This window comes from Nocardia sp. NPDC056564 (assembly GCF_042793755.1).
Lineage (GTDB): Bacteria > Actinomycetota > Actinomycetes > Mycobacteriales > Mycobacteriaceae > Nocardia.
Genome location: NZ_JBHTUR010000003.1, coordinates 594,038 through 612,711, shown reverse-complemented (window position 1 = coordinate 612,711; position 18,674 = coordinate 594,038). Strand labels below are relative to the sequence as shown.

The window sequence follows — 18,674 nt, the reverse complement described above, 5'->3', positions numbered from 1 at the left end:
ATAAAGTCTTCAGCCGCTTCGTGTTTGCCCCGGAACCCGGGCACACGGGCGGCTTTAGACGGTCTGCCGCAGCGCGTCCAGCAACCAGTAGTGGACGGCGCCGACGGTAGTTTCGGTGCCGGTGATGTCGGCGGTGAGCCGCCAGAAGCGATGCAGCCGCGGATCGGTATCCGTCCCGCCGGTGGTGAGTAACGCGCGCCGGAACCGAGGCGTGTCCCGTTCGCGCCTGGCGGCCGCGTGCGCGTGCACGTACTGGTCGAGTTCGGCTCCCGGATGCGGGCTTTCGTGCGCCGCGACCACCGGCGCCGCGACCTCGAACGCCCCGGCCACCGAGGTGACGAATTGCAGCCGATCGCTGATCCGGTCGCGATCCGAGCGCCAGATCTGCTGCTTCATCGCCGTTTTCACCTGCGGGTCGGTGGTGAGGGCCGTGAGCTCGGCACACGCGACCACCTGCGCGGGGCAGGGCTCGCTGGGCATCGGCGGCACGTTCATATCGATGAACGAATCGAACTCCTCCTGCGGCAGCGGGCCCAGGATCGGCCGCCAGAACGCGACCACGCTGTCGATGACCACACTCCGATCGTGCACTCGGGCAAGCAGTTCCAACCGGCGCGCCCGCTCCTCCGGCGGCGCGCTCTCGATGGCCAGCAGTGTCGCCCGGCGCCAGCGCAGCGCCTCCAGTTCCGCGTCCAGCGCGGCGCGCTCCGCGGCGGCGACCTCGCTGATCGACTCGCTACCGTCCAGCACCCGCATGATCGCGGCCAGCGGCAATCCCATGGCGCGCAGCCGGCGAATCAGCAGCAGCCGATCCGCCGCGGCCGGGTCGAACACCCGATGACCGCCTCCGCTGCGGCGAGACTCCAGAACCCCGCTGTCACAGTAGAACCGGATCGTGCGCACCGGCACGCCGGTGCGGCGTGCCAACTCGCCGATGCTTACCGCGGCGTGAAGTGTGTCCTCGGTCACATCAACTTGCACCTCCACTTGAGTGGAGTTCTTACGGTAGTGGAACTTCGGACGAGAGGTTTGAGCTATGAACCACATCGAAACCATGACGGAAGAGGACATCTGGCGCGCCGTCGCCGCCGAGCGGCAGGCCATGGCCGACCTGCTCGCCGACCGCACGGAATCCGACTGGAATCACCAATCCCTGTGCGCGGACTGGCGGGTCCGGGACGTGGTCGCGCACGCGGTGCTGTGCACCCGCGCGAACCTCGGCTGGATCCTGATCAACCTGATCCGGGCCGGCGGCAGCGTGCACGGGGCGTTGCGGGACAGCGCCATCCGGCACGCGGACAGCGTCAGCACCCGGCAGCTGCACGCGGAGCTGCGGGCCAGCGTGCCGTCGCGGTTCTTCCCGGTCGGCACGGTGCCCACCGACCGGCTGCTGGACATGCTGGTGCACGTCCAGGACATCGCGATGCCGCTCGGCCTGGCCCGCGACGTGCCGTCGATTCCGGCGCGGGAGTCGCTGAATCGGGTGTGGGCCACCGGTTCCCGCTTCGGCATCGAAGAGCGGCTGACCGGCTATCGCCTCGTCGCGACCGACATCGACTGGTCGGCGGGTGACGGCCTGCGCGTGGAAGGAACCGCGGGCGCTCTGCTGTTGCTCGCCACCGGCCGGACCGTGGCTGCCGCACAGCTCACCGGCCCCGGCGCGGGCACCCTCGCCGCCACCCTGATCGCGGGCGCGGCCTAACCGCGGGGGCCGCCGCCGGTCGTGGCGGCCCCCGGTGCGCTCAAGACGGCTTGACGGCCGTCAAATACCGCATGCGGTTGAACATCTGGGCGAACGGCTCGAGCATCGCGGTGAGCGGCCGGTCGAACCGCTCGGCCAGTTCCTCGGGTGACGCGGTGGTCGTGGTCCAACCCTGCGTGGTCAGCCACTCGGCCGGATCCGCGCGATCGTCGGTATACAGCAGGTCGGTGATGTCCAGCTTGCCGTAGGGGGTATCCCGCAGTCGCTCCGCCCGGAAGGCGGCGAGCTGTTCGAAGTCCACGTCGGGGTCGAAGGCGTCGCAGGCGACGCTGCTGCCCGGCGCGGAAAGCTGATCGATGCGCGCGAACAGCGCGTCCTGCGCGGCGCCGGGCAGATACGGGAGCAGTCCCTCGGCCGACCACACCGTGGGCCGGGCCGGGTCGAAGCCCTCCTCGATGAGCGCGGCCGGCCAGTTCTCCCGGAGATCCGCGACCACCTCCCTGCGGTCCGCCTTCGGCGTGGCCCCGGCGTCGGCGAGGACCTGCCGCTTGAACTCCAGCACCTTGGGCTGGTCGATCTCGTAGACGACCATGTCCTGCGGCCAGTCCAGGCGATAGGCGCGGGCATCGAGTCCGGCGGCCAGGATCACCGCCTGGCGCACCCCGTTCGCGGTCGCCGCGAGAAAGTGATTGTCGAAGAACTTGCTGCGCAGGCCCATGAATTCGGTGCCGAGCGGGCTGTCCGCCCACACGTCCGGCTCGTTGATCAGCCGATTCGTATCCGGATCGCCTGCCGCCGCGACGAACAACGCGGCGAATTCGTCGTGGACCAGGGCGTCGGGTTGCTTCGACTCGGCCGCTCGGAGCGCCGCGACGAACAGTGCGGTCATCCCGACGCTGCTGACGATGTCCCAGGTATCACCTTCGGTACGCATGCTGCTCTCCTCGAAGTCTTCGAATGACCAGCGCGACAAGCGATCCCGGTCGGATAAGCACGCGAACCACGGTGTCGGCCTGGCACTGACGCTGCTGTCGATAAAGGGTCGAGCGGTAACCAGAATTGATCCTACGACTGAGCGGTCTGTTTTGCAGAACGCGTGGTCAGGGCCGTGGATCGGCGAGCGCCCGCTCGGCCGCCGCGCGCAGCTCCGCCAGTTGGGCTCGCTCCGCCGGGCCGTAGTCGCGCGCGTGGTCGTCGAGCACGCAGACCGTCCCGTAGACGCTGCCGTCCGGATTGTGCACCGCCAACCCGAGGTAGTTGACCAGCCCGAACTCCACCTCGTCCGCATTGCCGGCGAAGGCAGGGTCGGCGCGCGAATCGCGGACGAACAGTTCGGCATCGTTGTCCACGACCCGCTCGCAATACAGCTCCTGTGCCGCCGCGAAGGCCGCGCCCTTCTCACCCTCGGCGCCGACGGGGTAGTGAACCTCCGCCGCACCGGCTGTCGCCTCGACCGCCATGTGCGTCGGCGTGGACCGCATCACCAGCACCGACCGCACCCCGAGCGCGGTCGCGGTCTGTTCGAGCAACGGTTCGATCGACCGGAACTGCGCACTGCTGTCGGACATGACGACCTCTCTCGGCTCGCGACACGGGACAAGTCGTCCACTCTCCCCGGCGAACCGCGCGGTGGCCACGATTGCGCTCACCCTGCGGCGAACCGCGGGTTCAGGCGACGATCCGGGCGTAGGCGCCGCGGATGTGCGACTCGGCATCGGTGAGGTAATCGGCGAGCATCCGCTCCGCCTCGACGGATCGTCCGGCGATCATCGCCGTGTAGATCTCGTGATTGCGGGCCAGATAGGGCTCGTGGAAGGTGAGCGGATCGGCCATCACATGGAAGACCAGCCGCAGTTCGTTCCACACGCTCGCCATCATCTCGTCCAGCCGCTTGCTCCGGTTGAGTGCGGCGATCGCCTTGTGGAAATCGATGTCGGCCGTGCCCACCCCGGTCCAATCCTGTTCCGCCGCACACGCATCCGCGCGCGCCAGGGCGGCGGCGAGCTCGGCCGGGTCCTGATCGCTGCCGAATCCGTGCACCGCCGCGCCCTCGACGACCCTGCGGCACTGATAGAGCTCCGCGACATCGTCGGCGGTCGGAATGCGCACGAACGCACCGCGGTTGAGCTCGTGGTTGACCAGCCGCTCCTCGATCAGCGAACGGAACGCCTCGCGCAGCGTATTGCGCGAAACGCCCAGCGCCGCACAGATATCCGGCTCGGACAAGCGCTGACCCGGCCGCAGTGACCCGTGCAGGATGCTCGCGCGCACGATGTCGGCGGTCTGCGAGCTCCGGCTGGACCTGGCGAGTAATCCCTTGTGTTCGGAAAGGGCCGTGTAGACGGGATCGGGCCGATCTACCGGTGTCGTCATCCAAACCTCCGCGGACCAGTGGCTTTGCCGTTCGAGCATAACCCAGGGATCGCACGCCCAGCCGACGATCCAACTTTAGGATTGCAGAATCGTTCAACGATCCGTACGCTGCTGTGACGTACGTCGCTCTCCTGAGCTCGAGCATTGCGAGGCATCCATGAGCCTTTCCACAGACCTCCCGGTGGACCCCGCCGAGAAGTCCCAACCCTTCGACTGGTTCCGCACCCTCAGCGCCAAAGGCAAGAAGGCCTTCCTCGGCGCGTTCGGCGGATATGGCTTGGATGCCTACGATTTCCAGGTTCTGCCCTTGGCGCTGGGCGCCATTTCCTCCTACTTCGTGATCAGCTCCGGCAAGGCCGGCCTGCTGACCACGGTGACGCTGTTGGTGTCCGCGCTCGGCGGCGCGCTGGCCGGCGTGCTCGCCGACAAGATCGGCCGAGTGCGCACCCTGCAACTCACCGTCGCCACCTACACCCTGTTCACGGTGCTGTGCGGCTTCGCGCCCAACTTCGAGACGCTGCTGGTCTTCCGCGCCTTCCAGGGCCTCGGCTTCGGCGGCGAATGGGCGGCGGGCGCGATCCTGGTCGCCGAGTACGCGCAGACCAAATACCGCGGCCGGACGGTGGCCTATGTGCAGAGCGCGTGGGCGGTCGGCTGGGGCTTGGCGGTGCTGGTCTACACGCTGGTCTTCCAGTTCGTCAGCGAGGACCTGGCCTGGCGGGTGCTGTTCTGGACCGGCGCGCTGCCCGCGCTGCTGATCATCTGGGTGCGCCGCAACCTGACCGACTCCGACACCGTCACCCAGCGGCGCGAATCGGCGGGCAAGCGGGCCGGTTCGTTCGCCGCGATCTTCCGGCGCGACCTGGTGCGGACGACGCTGTTCGCCTCGGTGCTGGCCACCGGTGTGCAGGGCGGCTACTACACCCTCGCGACCTGGCTGCCGACCTATCTGAAGAAGAGCCGTCACCTGAATGTCGTTGGTACCGGCGGCTATCTGTTCATGCTGATCGGCGGCGCGTTCCTCGGTTACGTCACCGGCGGCATCCTCGCCGACCGGATCGGCCGCAAGCGCACCATCCAGCTGTTCGCCGTGCTGTCCGTCGCGTTCATGGTCGCCTACATCCAGGTGCCGGAGGGGGCGAACACCATGGTGCTGATCCTGGGCTTCCCGCTCGGATTCTGTACCGCCGCGATCTTCTCCAGCTTCGGCTCGTTCCTTTCGGAGCTGTATCCGACCGCGTCGCGCGGCACCGGGCAGGGCTTCACCTACAACTTCGGCCGCGGCGTCGGCGCGGTATTCCCCACGGTCGTCGGGTTTCTGGCCTCCACGACGCTGGGGTTGGCCGGTGCCATGATGTTCGGCGCCTTCGGCTATGTCCTCGCTGTGCTCGCGTTGTTCGGCCTGCCGGAGACCCGCGGCCGCGAATTGGCCTGAGGGAGTGTCGATGTCCGCGATCACCGGGCCGTCCGCACCGTTGCGTATCCTGCCCGCGGGAGATCGGTCGCTGCTCGTCGCGCCCGACCGGCACGCCGACCTGGCCGCGTTCATCGACCTGCTGCGACGCGAATTGCCGGTCGGTGTCAGCGATGTGCTGCCCGCCGCGCAGACGGTACTGGTCACGCTGCACGATGCGGCGGACCTGCGGGCGGTCGAAGAGCAACTGCGGCAGCTGTTTCGGAGTGGGCAGGGTGCCGGAGCGGTCGCGGCGGAACCGGAGTCGATGTGCGTGATTCCGGTCCGCTATGACGGGCCGGATCTGGAAAGTGTTGCGGCACAGCTGGGCATCTCGGTCGCCGAGCTGGTCGCCGCGCACACCCGGGCGGTGTGGCGGTGTTCGTTCATCGGATTCGCCCCCGGCTTCGGCTATCTCGAAACCGGCGGGTCCGGCCTCGCCGTGCCGCGCCGGGCGGAGTCGCGGACCGCCGTGCCCGCGGGCTCGGTGGCCTTGGCCGACGGCTACAGCGCCGTCTATCCCCGGCGTTCACCCGGCGGCTGGCAGCTCATCGGCACCACCGATCTGCGGATGTGGGACCCCGACCGGGCCGAGCCGTCGCTGCTGCGCCCGGGCACCCTGGTCCGGTTCATCGAGGAGGGGACGCAATGAGCTCGACGGTTCGCACCGTGGTGCGGGTTCTCGACGCGGGTGCGCTCAGCACCATTCAGGACCTCGGCAGGCCCGGCTGGTTCTCGGTCGGCGTCGGGGTGTCCGGTGCGGCCGACCGGGGTTCGCTGCGGTTGGCGAATCGATTGGTCGGCAATCCGGAGGACGCCGCGGGCATCGAAACCTTGCTCGGCGGACTGGAACTGGTAGCGGAGGCACCGGTGCTGCTCGCGGTGACCGGTGCTGACGCGCCGATCACCGTGGACGGCATGGCGGAGGCCAATTCCTCGGTGCTGGCGCTGCGCACCGGACAGCGATTGAAGCTCGGCACGGCCGCCGCCGGGTTGCGCGTGTACGTCGCGGTGCGCGGGGGCATCGCCGTGGACGAGGTGCTCGGCTCGCGCAGTCGGGACACCCTCGCCGGTCTCGGCCCGGAGCCGCTTGCCGCGGGTCAAGCGCTGAGTGTCGGCGCGGCGGACCGGTACCCGTGGCCGAATGTCGCTGTGGCGCCGGTGCGCTCGATGACCACGGGGATCGTCACCGTCCGGGTCCAGCTCGGGCCGCGAGACGACTGGTTCACCGAGCCGCGGTCGCTGTTCACCGGCGTCTGGGCGATGACCGACCGGGCCGACCGGGTCGGCGTCCGGCTGGCCCGGGTCGGCGACGCGGCGCCGCTGACCCGGATCAACGACAAGGAGCTGCCCACCGAGGGCATGCCGCTCGGCGCCATCCAGGTGCAGCCGAGCGGTGAACCGGTGGTGTTCCTCGCCGATCACCCCATCACCGGCGGCTATCCGGTGATCGGGACGGTCGTCACCGCCGACGTCGACCTGCTCGCGCAGCTACGTCCCGGCCAGCACCTGCGGTTTCGCCCGGCCGCGCCCTGACCGGCTTATGCACACTGCACAGCGGCATCCGGCAAACCCCGGCCGTTTGCGTAGTGACACACCGGCGAACCGTCGTGTGAACTGAGACCCTCTTTCGGTCCGTCGGGCGCTCGATGGTGTCCCGGTTGGCGGCCGCCGTTCTCGGCGGCTTCTGGCTTCGATGTCGTCTTCGCCTGAGAGGTACTCCGCTCGTGCTCCGTGTCTGTCGTGCCACATTCACCGCAGGTTTCACGCTCGCGCTGTCCCTCGCGGTCGCCGCCCCGGCCACCGCGGGACCGGATCTGCCGAACACCGGCCAGGTGGGCGCTCAGCCCGCCTGGCCGGTGCGGCCCGACGAGAACCAACTCCCGCCGCTGCCCAGGGAAACGGACATCTACTCGGTCATTCCCGTGCCCATGCCCAAGGACGACCGGTGGTACGACGACCCGGCCGACCTCGACCGCTATGCCAACGGCGACGTGATCCGCAAGCGCGTGGTGACCAGCTATCTGCTGGCCGTGCCGTGGCCGCCGGTGCACACCGAACAGATCCTGTACCGCAGCACCGACAGCCGTGACCGGCCGATCGTCACCGCGACCACGGTCATGATTCCGGGCATCCCGTGGCTCGGCCCCGGCCCGCGCCCGGTCATCTCCTACCAGGAGGCGATCGACGGCCTCGACCCCGCCTGCAACCCGTCGCACACCGTGCGCGCGGGGACCATGAAGGAAACCCAGCTGCTGCTCCAGTTCCTCGGCGAGGGCATGGCGGTATCGGTGCCCGACTTCAACGGCAAGACCAGCACCACCCTCGCGCCGAGCGAAGGCCGGATGGTCCTCGACGGTGTCCGCGCTACCCGCCGCGGTGGTCTGGGCCTGGCCGATTCGCCGGTCGGGCTGTGGGGTTACTCCGGCGGCGGCAGCGCCACCGGCTGGGCGGCCGAACTGCACCGCGGCTACGCGCCCGAACTACCGATCAAGGGCAGCGCCCAGGGCGGCGTCCCCGGCGACAAACACGCGATGACCATGTTCGCCATGGACGCGGGCACCGGTCCGGCCGGCCAGGCCGATTTCGTCGGCTGGATCTGGCTGATCGGATTGTCCAGGGAATACCCGGATTTGATCCCGCTCGACAAGTTCCTCACCGCCGACGGCATGACCCTCGTCCACGACATCGACAGCCGCTGCCTCTACACCGCGGCCGCCACCGGCGCCTGGCGGCCGCTGAAGAACTACCTGAAGAACCCCGAGGCGTTCCTCGATCCCGACATCCAGAATGTCCTGCACCGAGACAGTCTCGGCTACGCGGATACCCCGGATGTACCGGTGGCCATGTGGCACTCCACGACCGACCCGATCATCCCCATCGCCGCCATCGAGCCCGTCGTGCAGCGCTACTGTGCGGCCGGCGCGAACCTGCGGTTCTTCAGAGTCCCCGCGACAGAACACATTTCGGCCGAACTGGTCGGCTATGAACCGTCACTGCTCTGGCTGACCGCCGTCCTCGCCGGTGGCGATCCCGGCCCGACCACCTGTTGAGCGCGCGTCGCCCGGGCGCAAGACCGCGCCGGGCGTCGGGCCGGACGGCAGAAAACCGGAGGTGATGAACTCGCGGATGTAGGCGTCGAGTCCCGCCTCGGTGATCGGCGGGCAGGCGATGCCGGTGTCGGCCAGGGCCGTCCGGGTGTGTGCGTCACTCCAGTCGAGGTTCGCGAGGCCGAGGTAGTTGGTGCTCAGCAGGGCGGCGCGGACGAGCGAATCGTCGCCGATCGCATTGCGCCGCTGGGATTCCTCGGCGAGGGCGGCACGGACGGTGTCGAGCGGGGCGACGGTCACCGGGAGACCGTGATAGCGCAGGCAGGTGAAGATGTCGCGGACCGTCACCGGGGTCTTGTTGACCAGGTGGTACACGGATTCCGAGCGGGGCCGGAGCGCCAGTTCGACGATCGCGCGGGCCACGTAGGTCACCGGAACCAGGGAAACCGTCGCCTCCCCGACGTCCGGTGCCAGGCCGAGGATCGCGGCGGCGCGGACCATGTTCCAGAACGAATCGTCGGCACTGTTCACGCCCGCCTTCAGATCGCCGCTGATGGTTCCCGGCCGGTAGATGCCGATCGGGACGCCGCGTTCGCCCGCCTGGCGGACCAGCTCTTCGGCGGCCCACTTGGAGCTGACGTAGCCGTTGTCGGAGAGCTGGTCGGCGCGCAGCCGGATGCTCTCCTCGATCACCGCCGGGGTCTGCGTCGCGGGGACGGTGGTGCCGAGGGTGGAGACGAAATGCACCGGCTTGAGCCGTCGGGTCGTCGCGAGACGGAGTACGTCCCGCGTCCCCTCGACGTTGGCCGGGCGTAGTCGGACGTACGGATCGATGTGATTGACCCGGGCGCCGTTATGCAGGATCACGTCAACGGTATCGGCGAGATGGGCATGGTCGGCGTCGGAAAGCCCCAGTCGCGGCGCGCCGAGATCGCCTGGGACAGCGACGATCCGGGCCGCGACGGCGTCGTCCCACAGCCGATAGCGATGCAGCGCCTGCCGGATCCGATCGCTGCCCTGCGCGGCGGTCTCGGACCGGACCAAGCACAACACCCTGGCGTCGGTGCGGGTCAGCAGTTCTCGGAGCAGATGGGCGCCGAGGAAGCCGGTCGCGCCGGTCAGCAGCACCGCCCGCGGCGGACCCGGGTGCGCGGGCAGGCAACCGTGGCCATCGATGCCGGCCTCGAGGACGGCGTCCTCGGCCGGTGTGGTGGCCACGGTCCGCTCCGCGGCGCCGGTGAGCTGAGCGGCGAGGCCGCCCACGGTGGGCGTGGTGAGCAGCGCCGCCATCGGCACGTCGCGCTCGAGCCGGGACGAAAGTCGTTGGTGCAGAGTGAAAGCCAGCAGCGAGGAACCGCCGAGCTCGAAGAAGTCGTCGGCGACCCCGATCGGGGCGACGCCGAGGACCTCGGCGAAGACCTCGGCGATCGCCCGTTCGAGGTCGGTCGACGGTGCGACACCGTCTCGGGCGGCGAAGACCGGCTGGGGGAGTGCCGCACGATCGAGCTTGCCGCTGGTGTTGACCGGCAACGCGTCGAGCACCATCACCGCCGCCGGCACCATGTACGCGGGCAATCCGCGGGATACGCGCTGCCGCAGCGAATTCGGGTCGGCGACCAGATCGGGCGCCGCGACCACGTAGCCGACGAGACGGTCACCGGCGTCGGAGTGCTGCACGGCGACTGCCGCCTGAGCGACGGCGGGATCGGCGAGCAACGCGGTCTCGATCTCGCCGAGTTCGATCCGGTGCCCGCGCACCTTGACCTGAAAATCGCTGCGTCCCAGGTATTCCAGTGTCCCGCGCGGGTGCCAGCGGACCAGGTCCCCGGTGCGATACATGCGCGCCCCGCGCCCGGCCGGGTCCGCGACGAACCGTCCGGCGGTGAGCCCGCTCGCGCCGTGATAGCCGCGCGCGAGTTGTATCCCGGCCAAATACAGTTCGCCGACCGCGCCCACCGGCACCGGCCGCAGCCGGGCGTCGAGCACCACGGCCCGCGAATTCCATTCCGGCACACCGATCGGCACGGTGGCCGCCGGATCGGCGGGATCGAACCGATGCTCGGTGATGCTGACCGCGGCCTCCGTCGGCCCGTACAGGTTGTGCACCTCGGCGCTGCCGATCGCGTCGAATGCCCGCGCCGTCTCCGGTGCCAGCGCCTCGCCGATAACGAAAACGGCACGCAGAGAAGATACTTCGGCGGGCGTCGCATGACCGGCGAACGTGGTGAGCATCGTGGGCACGAAATCGGTGAGCGTGACCCGATGCGCGGCGATCAATCGGCACAGCGCCGCCGGATCGCGATGGTCGTCCGGCCCGGCGATCACCATCCGCGCGCCGGCCCGCAGCGGCAGGAAGTATCCCCACAGCGACACATCGAACGTCACCGGAGTCTTCTGCAAGTAGACGTCGGTGGCGTCGACGCGGTACCGATGCCGCATCCAGTCGAGCTGGTTGACGATCGCCTCGTGGCTGACCACGACGCCCTTGGGGCGGCCGGTCGACCCGGAGGTGTAGATGACATACGCTGGATGCGCACCCCGCAACGGCGTGCGCCGCTCGTCTCGGCGCACGGGTGCGGAGTCCAGGTCCGTCAGCTCGAGGGTGTCGACGGCGTGCGCGGCCGGGCCGGTGAACCCGTCTCCGCTGGTGGTCAAGACACAGTGCGGCGCAGCCGAATCCAGCACGTGCCCGATCCGTTCGGCCGGATGATCCGGATCGATCGGGACCCACGCGCCGCCCGCTTCGGCGATAGCGCACAGCGTCACGACCTGATCGATGGACCGGCGCATGGCCACCGCGACGACGGTCTCCGGGCCGACGCCCCGCCCGATCAGCCACCGCGCCAACCGGTTACACCGGTCCCGGAGCTGCGCATAGGTCAGCGTCGCCGATCCGGAGATCAGGGCGACGGCATCCGGCGTCGCCTCGGCATGACGCTGCAGCGCCGCACCGAGCGGTTCGGGCGTGACCGCGTGATCGGCGCCGGCCGACCAGGACTCGATCAGCCGCCGCTCGTCCGGATGTACCAGATCCAGATCGCCGACCGCCCCGGCCGGATCGGCGGCCACCTGATGCAGCACACGAATGTAGGCGTCGAGGAACCGCTGCACCGTCGGCTCGTCGAAAAGGTCGGTGGCATAGCCGAACCGGATGATGATGTGGCCTGGTGTCCCGTCGTCCGCGTGCTCGTCCACCACGGCGATGTGCAGATCGGTCTTCGCCGTCCGGGTATCGATGTCGAGCCCGGAGAATGTCAGGCCGGGCAGCTCGAGGCTGGCCTTGCCGAAGTTCTGGAACGCGAACCCGACCTGATACAGCGGATGCCGCCCCGGCGACCGCACCGGGTTCACCGCGTCGACGACATGCTCGAACGGCACGTCGGAGTGCGCGAAGTTCGCCAGATCGCGCTCCCGCGTCCGGTCGAGCAGCGCGGCGAAACTCTCCCCGGGATCGATCCGGGTCCGCGACACCGTCGTGTTGACGAACATGCCGACCAGCTCGTCCAGGGCCGCCTCGGCCCGGTTGGTCATCGGCACCCCGATGGCGATATCGGTGCTGCCGGACAGCCGGGACAGCAGCACGGCCAGCGCCGTGCGCATCACCATGAACAGCGTCGCCTTGTGCCGGCGCGCGACCGTGAGCAGTTCGCTGTGCAGACTGGCCGGCACCGGGCGCTGGATCGCCGCGCCCCGCAGCGACGCGGTAGCCGGCCGGGGCCGATCGGCCGGCAGGTCGAGCTCATCCGGCAGGCCGGCCAGTTCCGTGGCCCAGTAGGAAAGCTGCTGGGACAGCATGGAATCCGGGTCATCGCGCGAACCGAGCAACTCCTGCTGCCACAGCGCGTAGTCCGCGTACTGGATCTCCAGCGGACGCCACATCGGCGCGGCGCCCGCGGACCGGGCGGTATAGGCGAGGGCGAGGTCGCGGGCCAGCGGGGCCAGCGACGAGCCGTCGGCACAGATATGGTGCACCGCGCACACCAGCACGTATTCGCTCGCCGTCCGCAGCAGCCGAACCCGCAGCGGTACCTCGCTCGACACATCGAATCCGCGCCACAGGATCGCGCGGATGCGCTCGGCCACCGCGTCAGGGGACGCGGCGGGCAGGTCTTCCACCGCGAAATCGGCGACGACACTTTCCGTTTCCAGCGCCAGCTGGCGCGGACCGGTGGCATCGGCGGGATACATGGTGCGCAGAATCTCGTGCCGCGCAACGGTATCGGCGAACGCCGCGCGCAGGACGGCGATGTCCAGATCCCCGGACATGTTCAGCGCGAAGCCGATGTTGTCCACCGACGACTCCGGATCGAACTGATTGCGCAGCCAGAACCGCAGCTGTGCCGGCGACAGCGGCACCCGCTCCGGTCGTGGCCGGGCCAGCAGCGCGGGCCGCCCCGTGTCGAACCGCTGCGCCTGAATGGCCTTGGCCAACGCCGCCACCGTCGGATGATCGAACAGCAATCGAGTCGGAATCCGGGCCTGCCAGGTCTCGCTCAACCGCGCCGCCACCTGCGTGGCGAGCAGCGAATTACCGCCCGAGGCAAAGAAATCCGAGTCCGCGCCCAACTGATCCTGACCCAGCACCCGAGCGAACACCTCGGCGATCAGCTCCTCGCCGGGCCCGGACAGCGACCGGCACGCGAACTGTTCGACCGCGCGTAAGCGCAACGCCGCCCGGTCCGCTTTTCCGGTGGGGGTCAACGGAATCCGATCGATCACCGTGATCGAGCCGGGCAGCATGTACTGCGGCAGCTGACGCGCCAGCGCGTTCGCCAGATCGGCGGCGTCGAGCAGATGTCCCGGCTCGGCCTGGACGTAGGCAGCGAGCATGGTCTCGCCCGCCGGGGTCCGGCGGTCGACGGTGACCGCCGCCCGCACCCCCGACTGCCGGCCGAGCACCGATTCGATCTCGCCGAGCTCGATCCGGAACCCGCGCACCTTGACCTGATCGTCACTGCGCCCGAGGTATTCGAGGTCGCCGTTGGTGCCCCGGCGGACGATGTCGCCGGTCCGGTACATCCGCGTGCCGGCCGCGCCGTGCGGATCGGCCAGGAAGCGCTGTGCCGTCAAGCCGGACCGGGCGTGATAGCCGCGCGCCAGTCCTGGCCCGGAAACATACAGCTCACCCGCGGTACCGACACCGACGGGGCGAAGTCGCTTGTCGAGCACCCGGCAGTTCATGCCCGACAGCGCCGACCCGATGGTCACCGGATGGTCCGGCGCCAGCGGCGAACTGATCGCCACCATGATGGTCGTCTCGGTCGGACCGTAGCCGTTGAAGAACCGGCGACCGGGCGCCGCCCACCGACGAACCAGCGGCGCGGAACAGGTTTCGCCGCCGACGACGACCACGCGCAGCAGGTCGAGCCCGGCCGGTTCGAGCGAGGCCAGCGCCGACGGTGTCATGAACGCATGGCTGACCCGGTGCCGGGCGATCAGGCCCGCCAGCTCGGCGCCGCCGTACACGGTCGGCGGCACGATCACCATGGTGGCGGCCGCACCGACCGCGAGCAGCAATTCGAGCACCGACGCGTCGAAGCTGGGCGACGCGAAATGCAGGGTGCGCGCCGCCGGAGTGAGGGAGTACCTGGCGATCTGTTCGGCGCAGAACGCGGCGAGCCCGGCATGGGTGACCGCAACCCCCTTCGGCCTGCCGGTCGAACCGGACGTGTAGATCAGGTATGCGATATTCGAAATCCGCAGCAGCGCAGGACGATCGAGATAAGATATGGGGTTGGTGGATTCCGTCGAGGTGCGCAGCACGAACTCGGGATCGTCGATCGCCAGCCAGCGGACGCCCGCGGGCAGCGCGGGCGCGAATTCGCGGTTGGTCAGCCCGATCTCGGCGGCACAGTCGGTCAGCTGGAACCGGATCCGCCTGCGCGGCAGACCCGGATCGATCGGCACGAACGCGGCCCCGGTCTTCGCCACGGCCCACACCGCGAGCACCGAGTCGATCGACCGCGGCAGCGCCACCACCACGGCCGTCTCCGGACCGGCCCCCAGCGCGAGCAGGGTGCGCGCCAATTGCGCGGAGCGCGCGTCGAGTTGGCGGTAGGTGATCGAGCTGTCCCCGCACACCGCCGCGACGCCGTCCGGATTGCGTTCCACCGCCGCGGCGAGCAGCGCGGCGAGGGTGGGCGAATGCGATGCCGAGGTCCGGCGGGAACGTGCGCGCCGAGCGGCCGAGGGGGTCCGCTGAATACCACTGGTCAAGCTCTGGTCCCGCCATGCGAAGTGACAAAGGGGCATGATGGTACAACGCCGCCGTGGGGTTCACCACCGATGTAGGAACAGCTATAAGCGCACGTGCGAAGCCCGGTCGCACGGCGCGGAGCAGTACATTACGGTACTGAGTGGCAAGAGATTTCGAATTCCGAGGATTATCGTCCGACGTTTGTTCCTGCGCCGATTCCGGCCCGCGCCCAGCGCCGGCTCGGCTCCAGGCAACGCCGTTGCGCATCGGCGAACAGCCGCACGCTGTCCAGCCCCGGCCAGTCGGCGGGCAGCATCCGCTCGGGCAGGCCGGGATCGAGATACGGGATGATCCGCCACTCGTCCAGCAGCGGCACGAAGCGATCGAAGGCCGCTCGATCGGTGAGCCGGTGCACGGCGAGGATGTCGCGGTGACGATCGAGGAACGTGCGATGCCGATCGGCGAGGGCGGGCAGATCCCACCACTGCGCCGCCGCCGCGCGCAGCGTGCCCGGAACCGTGAGTTCCGTTGCGCGGAAGGAGGTCACGTACTCGTCCAGACCCAGCGCCGAGACGATGGCGGACGCCTCCGCCGCCAGATACTCCGGGCAGATCCACAATCCGGCCGAGACGGTACCGCAGCCGATCGAGGACAGCCTGCGGCGCAGCTGATGCCGTGCGGCGCGCTGGGATTCGGGGATGCCGAACGAGATCAGGTGCCACGCGTCGCCGTCGGCCATCTGCCGGAACCCGAAGATGCGCGGATCGCCACGGGAGTACATCGCCTCCGCGGCGTCGGTGATCCGGTATCCGCTGCGCCCAGCGCGCGATTCGGCGTCGAGCACCCCTTTGCTCTTCAGCCGCGTCACCGCCGTCCTGGTGCTCTGCTCCGGCACTCCCAGTCCGGCCAGCAGGCCGCTGAAGTCGGCGATCGCGATCCAGCCGCCGAGATCGCGGACGTACGCGCCGAGCACGGTCCGGGCCAGCGAGGTCGCGCTGCCCGGCCGCGAATCGATATCGTCGAGGACCGCGCCGGCGAGGTCAGCGCGCGGTGAGTTCATCGCGGATCGCCGCCACCCCGGCGAGCACCTCGGCGTAGGTGGTGCTCAGCGGGCTCAGGCCGATCCGGATGCCCTGGGGCGGCCGGAAATCCGGGATGACGCCGCGTTGCCATAGTCGTGCGGTGATCTCCTTGAACTGCGGATGGTCGATGGTCACGTGGCCACCGCGGCGGTCCGGGTCGGTCGGTGACGACACCGAGACGCCGAGCGGCAGCAACCAGGATCGCACGAGTTCGAGCGCGAACTCGGTGAGGGTCACCGACTTCGCCCGCACCGCCGCCATGCCCACCTCGTCGATCAGGTCCAGGGTGTCCTCGATCGGCAGCATGCCGATGATCGCGGGCGTTCCGCTGATCACCCGCCGGATGCCCTGGGCCGGAACGTATCCCTGCGCCATCTCGAATGGACTCTCGCGCCCCATCCACCCCCAGATCGGCTGGCTGAAATCGGCGAGGTGCTCGGTGCGGACATAGGCGAACGCGGGCGCGCCTGGGCCGCCGTTCAGGTACTTGTAGGTGCAGCCGACCGCGAAATCGACTCCCCAGGAATCGAGTTCGATCTCCACCGCGCCCGTCGAGTGGCACAGATCGAGCAGCAGCAACGCGCCGGCGTCGTGCACCGCGGCACAGATCGCGGGGGCGTCGAGCAGGTACCCGGACCGGTAGGCGACGTGACTGAGCACCACCAGCGCGGTCCGCTCGGAGACGGCGCCGGCCACGTCCTGCGCGGTGACGCCGCCGGTGAACTCCGGTTCGATCCAGCGCAGCGTCAGGTCCAGCTCGCGGGCGATCGCCTCCAGCAGGTAGCGGTCGGTGGGGAAGTTGTCGCGGTCGAGCACGATCTCGGTGCGGCCAGGCCGCAGCGCCAGCGCGCCGCGGGCCACCTTGTACAGCAGCACCGTGGTCGAATCGCCGATCGTGGTCTGACCGGGCGCGGCGCCGAGGGTCGACGCGCCGATCCGCTCGCCGATCCGCACCGGCAGGTCGAACCACTGCTCGTCCCAGCCGCGGATGAGCCGCCCGCCCCACGCCTCGGTGACGAAGGAAGCGAGCCGATCCGCGGTCGCGCGGGTGGGGCGGCCGAGGGAGTTGCCGTCGAGATAGGCCACGATCGCCGGATCGTCGCTGCCGAGGAACCGGCTCGGATAGTCGCGCAGCGGGTCGGCCGTGTCGAGCACCATGGCGCGCGTCGTGAAATCCTCGGGTGCGGTGGTCATGTGGTCAACGTCCGATCTCGGTGCGGACCGCGAACAGTTCGGGGAAGAAGGTGAGGTCGAGCGCGCGTTGCAGGAACCCGACCCCGCTCGATCCGCCGGTGCCGCGCTTCATGCCGATGGTGCGCAGCACCGTGCGCATGTGCCGGTACCGCCACAGCTGGAAGTTCTCCTCCAGGTCGACCAGCTCCTCGAACGTCTCGTAGATCGACCAATTGCGTTCCGGGGCTTCATAGATGGACTTCACCAGCGGTAGCAGCTCCGGATCCAGGACGTAGGCCTTCGTGACGTCGCGGTCCAGCGTCGACCTGGGCACGTCGAGCCCGATCCGCGCCGCGTGCCGCCAGAACGCGTCGTAGAGACTCGGTTCGTGCAGTAGCGTGTGTAATTCCTTGTGCGCCATCGGATCTGCTTCGAACACCTGCAGCATCGAGGCATTCTTGTTGCCGAGAATGAACTCCACGGCCCGGTACTGATACGACTGGAACCCCGACGAGTTGCCGAGGCAATCGCGGAACTGGGCGTACTCGGTGGGCGTCAGCGTCGCCAGCACCGACCACTGCTCGGTGAGGGTCTTCTGGATGTGCTTCACCCGGGCGATGCCTTTGAGCGCGACCCCGACGTCGTCGGCCTCGAAGGCGGTCCGCGCCGCCCGGGTCTCGTGCAGCACCAGCTTGAGCCAGAGCTCGGTGGTCTGGTGCTGGATGATGAACAGCAACTCGTCGTGATGCTCCGGCCTGCTGACCGGGTGCTGCGCGCTGAGCAGCGTCGGCAGGTCGAGGTACCCGCCGTAACTCAGGCGGGAACTGAAGTCGGTGACGATCTCGTGTTCGAGTGCGCGGGTGTTCTGCTCGACGGTCATGCCCATTCCCCATCGGTCGGGTGCTGCCTTGACCCCACGGTATGACATCAACGTGACGAACGCTAGATGAGTGTCATACCTGCGCCCGTGTCGCACCGGGTTCGGCGGAGGGAATGCCGTCCTATGCGGGCCGGTCCGGCCGGACCGGCCCGATTCAGCGGGCGGCGAGCGCGAAGATGGGGATGGTCCGGTCGGTCTTGCCGCGGTAGTCCGCGTAACCGGCGTACATGGCGTCCAGCGCGGCCCAGGCGGCCTCGCGCTCGGCGGCGGGGATCTCGGTCGCGGTGACCGGGATCGTCTGCTTCCCGATCTCGACCTCCGCGTCGGGATTGGCGCGCAGGTTCAGCACCCACGCGGGATCCGTCGCGGCACCGCGATGCGACCCGGCGACCAGGTAGCGGTCGCCGTCCTGCCGGTACAGCAGCGGCGTCGTGCGCCGCTGACCCGACTTGCGCCCGACGGTATTGAGCAACAGGATCGGCGCCTGCCCCATCTTGCCGCCGAGCCTTCCGCCGCTGACCCGATACAGGGATGCGTTGAGACCCACAAAGATTCGTTCGAGTTGATGCTGAATCGACATGCCCCGAGCCTAAGTTGATCTTCGGTGTCCGGCCTTCGGTCGAACCTGACATGAGACTGCCAACTTTTGACAGATCGCTGCGCGCCGGGAGCCCCCGAAACTATGGCTATCGGCCGCATTCGGCGCTCTCTAGGCTGTGTCGCACATCTCCGTGCGCGTCATCCGCGGCTGCGCGGATCGGACAA

Annotated in this window: 14 protein-coding genes; 5 read left to right on the top strand and 9 right to left on the bottom strand. The window is 69.1% G+C overall.

From position 1 onward, the window contains the following. Window positions 1-54: 54 nt before the first annotated feature. On the bottom strand, window positions 55-969 hold the full coding sequence (locus ACFQ9K_RS10590; protein WP_378722644.1) for a MerR family transcriptional regulator: 915 nt from the start codon (window positions 967-969) through the stop codon (window positions 55-57). A 67-nt stretch (window positions 970-1,036) separates the two neighbouring features. On the opposite strand from ACFQ9K_RS10590, the gene ACFQ9K_RS10585 reads away from it, so the two are divergent. Next, window positions 1,037-1,702 carry a maleylpyruvate isomerase family mycothiol-dependent enzyme gene (locus ACFQ9K_RS10585; protein WP_378722645.1) on the top strand — a complete coding sequence of 222 codons (666 nt, stop codon included), beginning with the start codon at window positions 1,037-1,039 and terminating at the stop codon, window positions 1,700-1,702. Between the two features lie 40 nt (window positions 1,703-1,742). Here the strand turns inward: ACFQ9K_RS10585 and ACFQ9K_RS10580 are convergent, their stop codons facing one another. The 3 genes from ACFQ9K_RS10580 to ACFQ9K_RS10570 all read right to left on the bottom strand — a co-directional run bounded on the left by ACFQ9K_RS10580 (window position 1,743) and on the right by ACFQ9K_RS10570 (window position 4,075). Beyond that, entirely contained in the window at window positions 1,743-2,636 is an 894-nt protein-coding gene (locus tag ACFQ9K_RS10580; protein ID WP_378722646.1) for an SAM-dependent methyltransferase, read from the bottom strand. A gap of 166 nt (window positions 2,637-2,802) precedes the next feature. Then, window positions 2,803-3,270, bottom strand: coding sequence for a GAF domain-containing protein (locus ACFQ9K_RS10575; protein WP_378722647.1), 468 nt, complete (start codon window positions 3,268-3,270; stop codon window positions 2,803-2,805). Window positions 3,271-3,370: 100 nt separating this feature from the next. After that, window positions 3,371-4,075, bottom strand: a complete 705-nt coding sequence (locus tag ACFQ9K_RS10570) for a GntR family transcriptional regulator (RefSeq protein WP_378722648.1) — start codon at window positions 4,073-4,075, stop codon at window positions 3,371-3,373. Window positions 4,076-4,232: 157 nt separating this feature from the next. On the opposite strand from ACFQ9K_RS10570, the gene ACFQ9K_RS10565 reads away from it, so the two are divergent. The 4 genes from ACFQ9K_RS10565 to ACFQ9K_RS10550 all read left to right on the top strand — a co-directional run bounded on the left by ACFQ9K_RS10565 (window position 4,233) and on the right by ACFQ9K_RS10550 (window position 8,581). Further along, window positions 4,233-5,510 (top strand): MFS transporter, encoded by a 1,278-nt coding sequence (locus ACFQ9K_RS10565; RefSeq protein WP_378722649.1) that lies wholly within the window; start codon window positions 4,233-4,235, stop codon window positions 5,508-5,510. A 10-nt stretch (window positions 5,511-5,520) separates the two neighbouring features. Continuing rightward, window positions 5,521-6,180, top strand: coding sequence for an allophanate hydrolase subunit 1 (locus ACFQ9K_RS10560; protein ID WP_378722650.1), 660 nt, complete (start codon window positions 5,521-5,523; stop codon window positions 6,178-6,180). Next, entirely contained in the window at window positions 6,177-7,064 is an 888-nt protein-coding gene (locus ACFQ9K_RS10555) for a biotin-dependent carboxyltransferase family protein (RefSeq protein ID WP_378722651.1), read from the top strand. The genes ACFQ9K_RS10560 and ACFQ9K_RS10555 overlap by 4 nt, the downstream gene beginning before the upstream one ends. A gap of 191 nt (window positions 7,065-7,255) precedes the next feature. Beyond that, the gene (locus tag ACFQ9K_RS10550) at window positions 7,256-8,581 is read left to right on the top strand and encodes a lipase family protein (protein WP_378722652.1); all 1,326 of its coding nucleotides are present in this window, start codon (window positions 7,256-7,258) and stop codon (window positions 8,579-8,581) included. Here ACFQ9K_RS10550 and ACFQ9K_RS10545 read toward each other — a convergent pair. The 5 genes from ACFQ9K_RS10545 to ACFQ9K_RS10525 form a co-directional block, all read right to left on the bottom strand. Then, window positions 8,522-14,794 (bottom strand): amino acid adenylation domain-containing protein, encoded by a 6,273-nt coding sequence (locus ACFQ9K_RS10545; protein ID WP_378722653.1) that lies wholly within the window; start codon window positions 14,792-14,794, stop codon window positions 8,522-8,524. The genes ACFQ9K_RS10550 and ACFQ9K_RS10545 overlap by 60 nt on opposite strands. A 167-nt stretch (window positions 14,795-14,961) precedes the next feature. Further along, entirely contained in the window at window positions 14,962-15,834 is an 873-nt protein-coding gene (locus tag ACFQ9K_RS10540) for a PaaX family transcriptional regulator C-terminal domain-containing protein (RefSeq protein WP_378722654.1), read from the bottom strand. Continuing rightward, window positions 15,815-17,050: a kynureninase gene (locus ACFQ9K_RS10535; RefSeq protein ID WP_378722656.1), complete on the bottom strand. Its 1,236-nt coding sequence runs from the start codon at window positions 17,048-17,050 to the stop codon at window positions 15,815-15,817. Before ACFQ9K_RS10535 ends, ACFQ9K_RS10540 begins: the two co-directional genes overlap by 20 nt. Before the next feature lie 4 nt (window positions 17,051-17,054). Beyond that, complete coding sequence (locus ACFQ9K_RS10530) at window positions 17,055-17,909, bottom strand: tryptophan 2,3-dioxygenase (protein WP_378722657.1); 855 nt, start codon at window positions 17,907-17,909, stop codon at window positions 17,055-17,057. A 154-nt stretch (window positions 17,910-18,063) separates the two neighbouring features. Next, complete coding sequence (locus ACFQ9K_RS10525; RefSeq protein ID WP_378722658.1) at window positions 18,064-18,489, bottom strand: nitroreductase family deazaflavin-dependent oxidoreductase; 426 nt, start codon at window positions 18,487-18,489, stop codon at window positions 18,064-18,066. Between the last annotated feature and the right edge of the window lie 185 nt (window positions 18,490-18,674).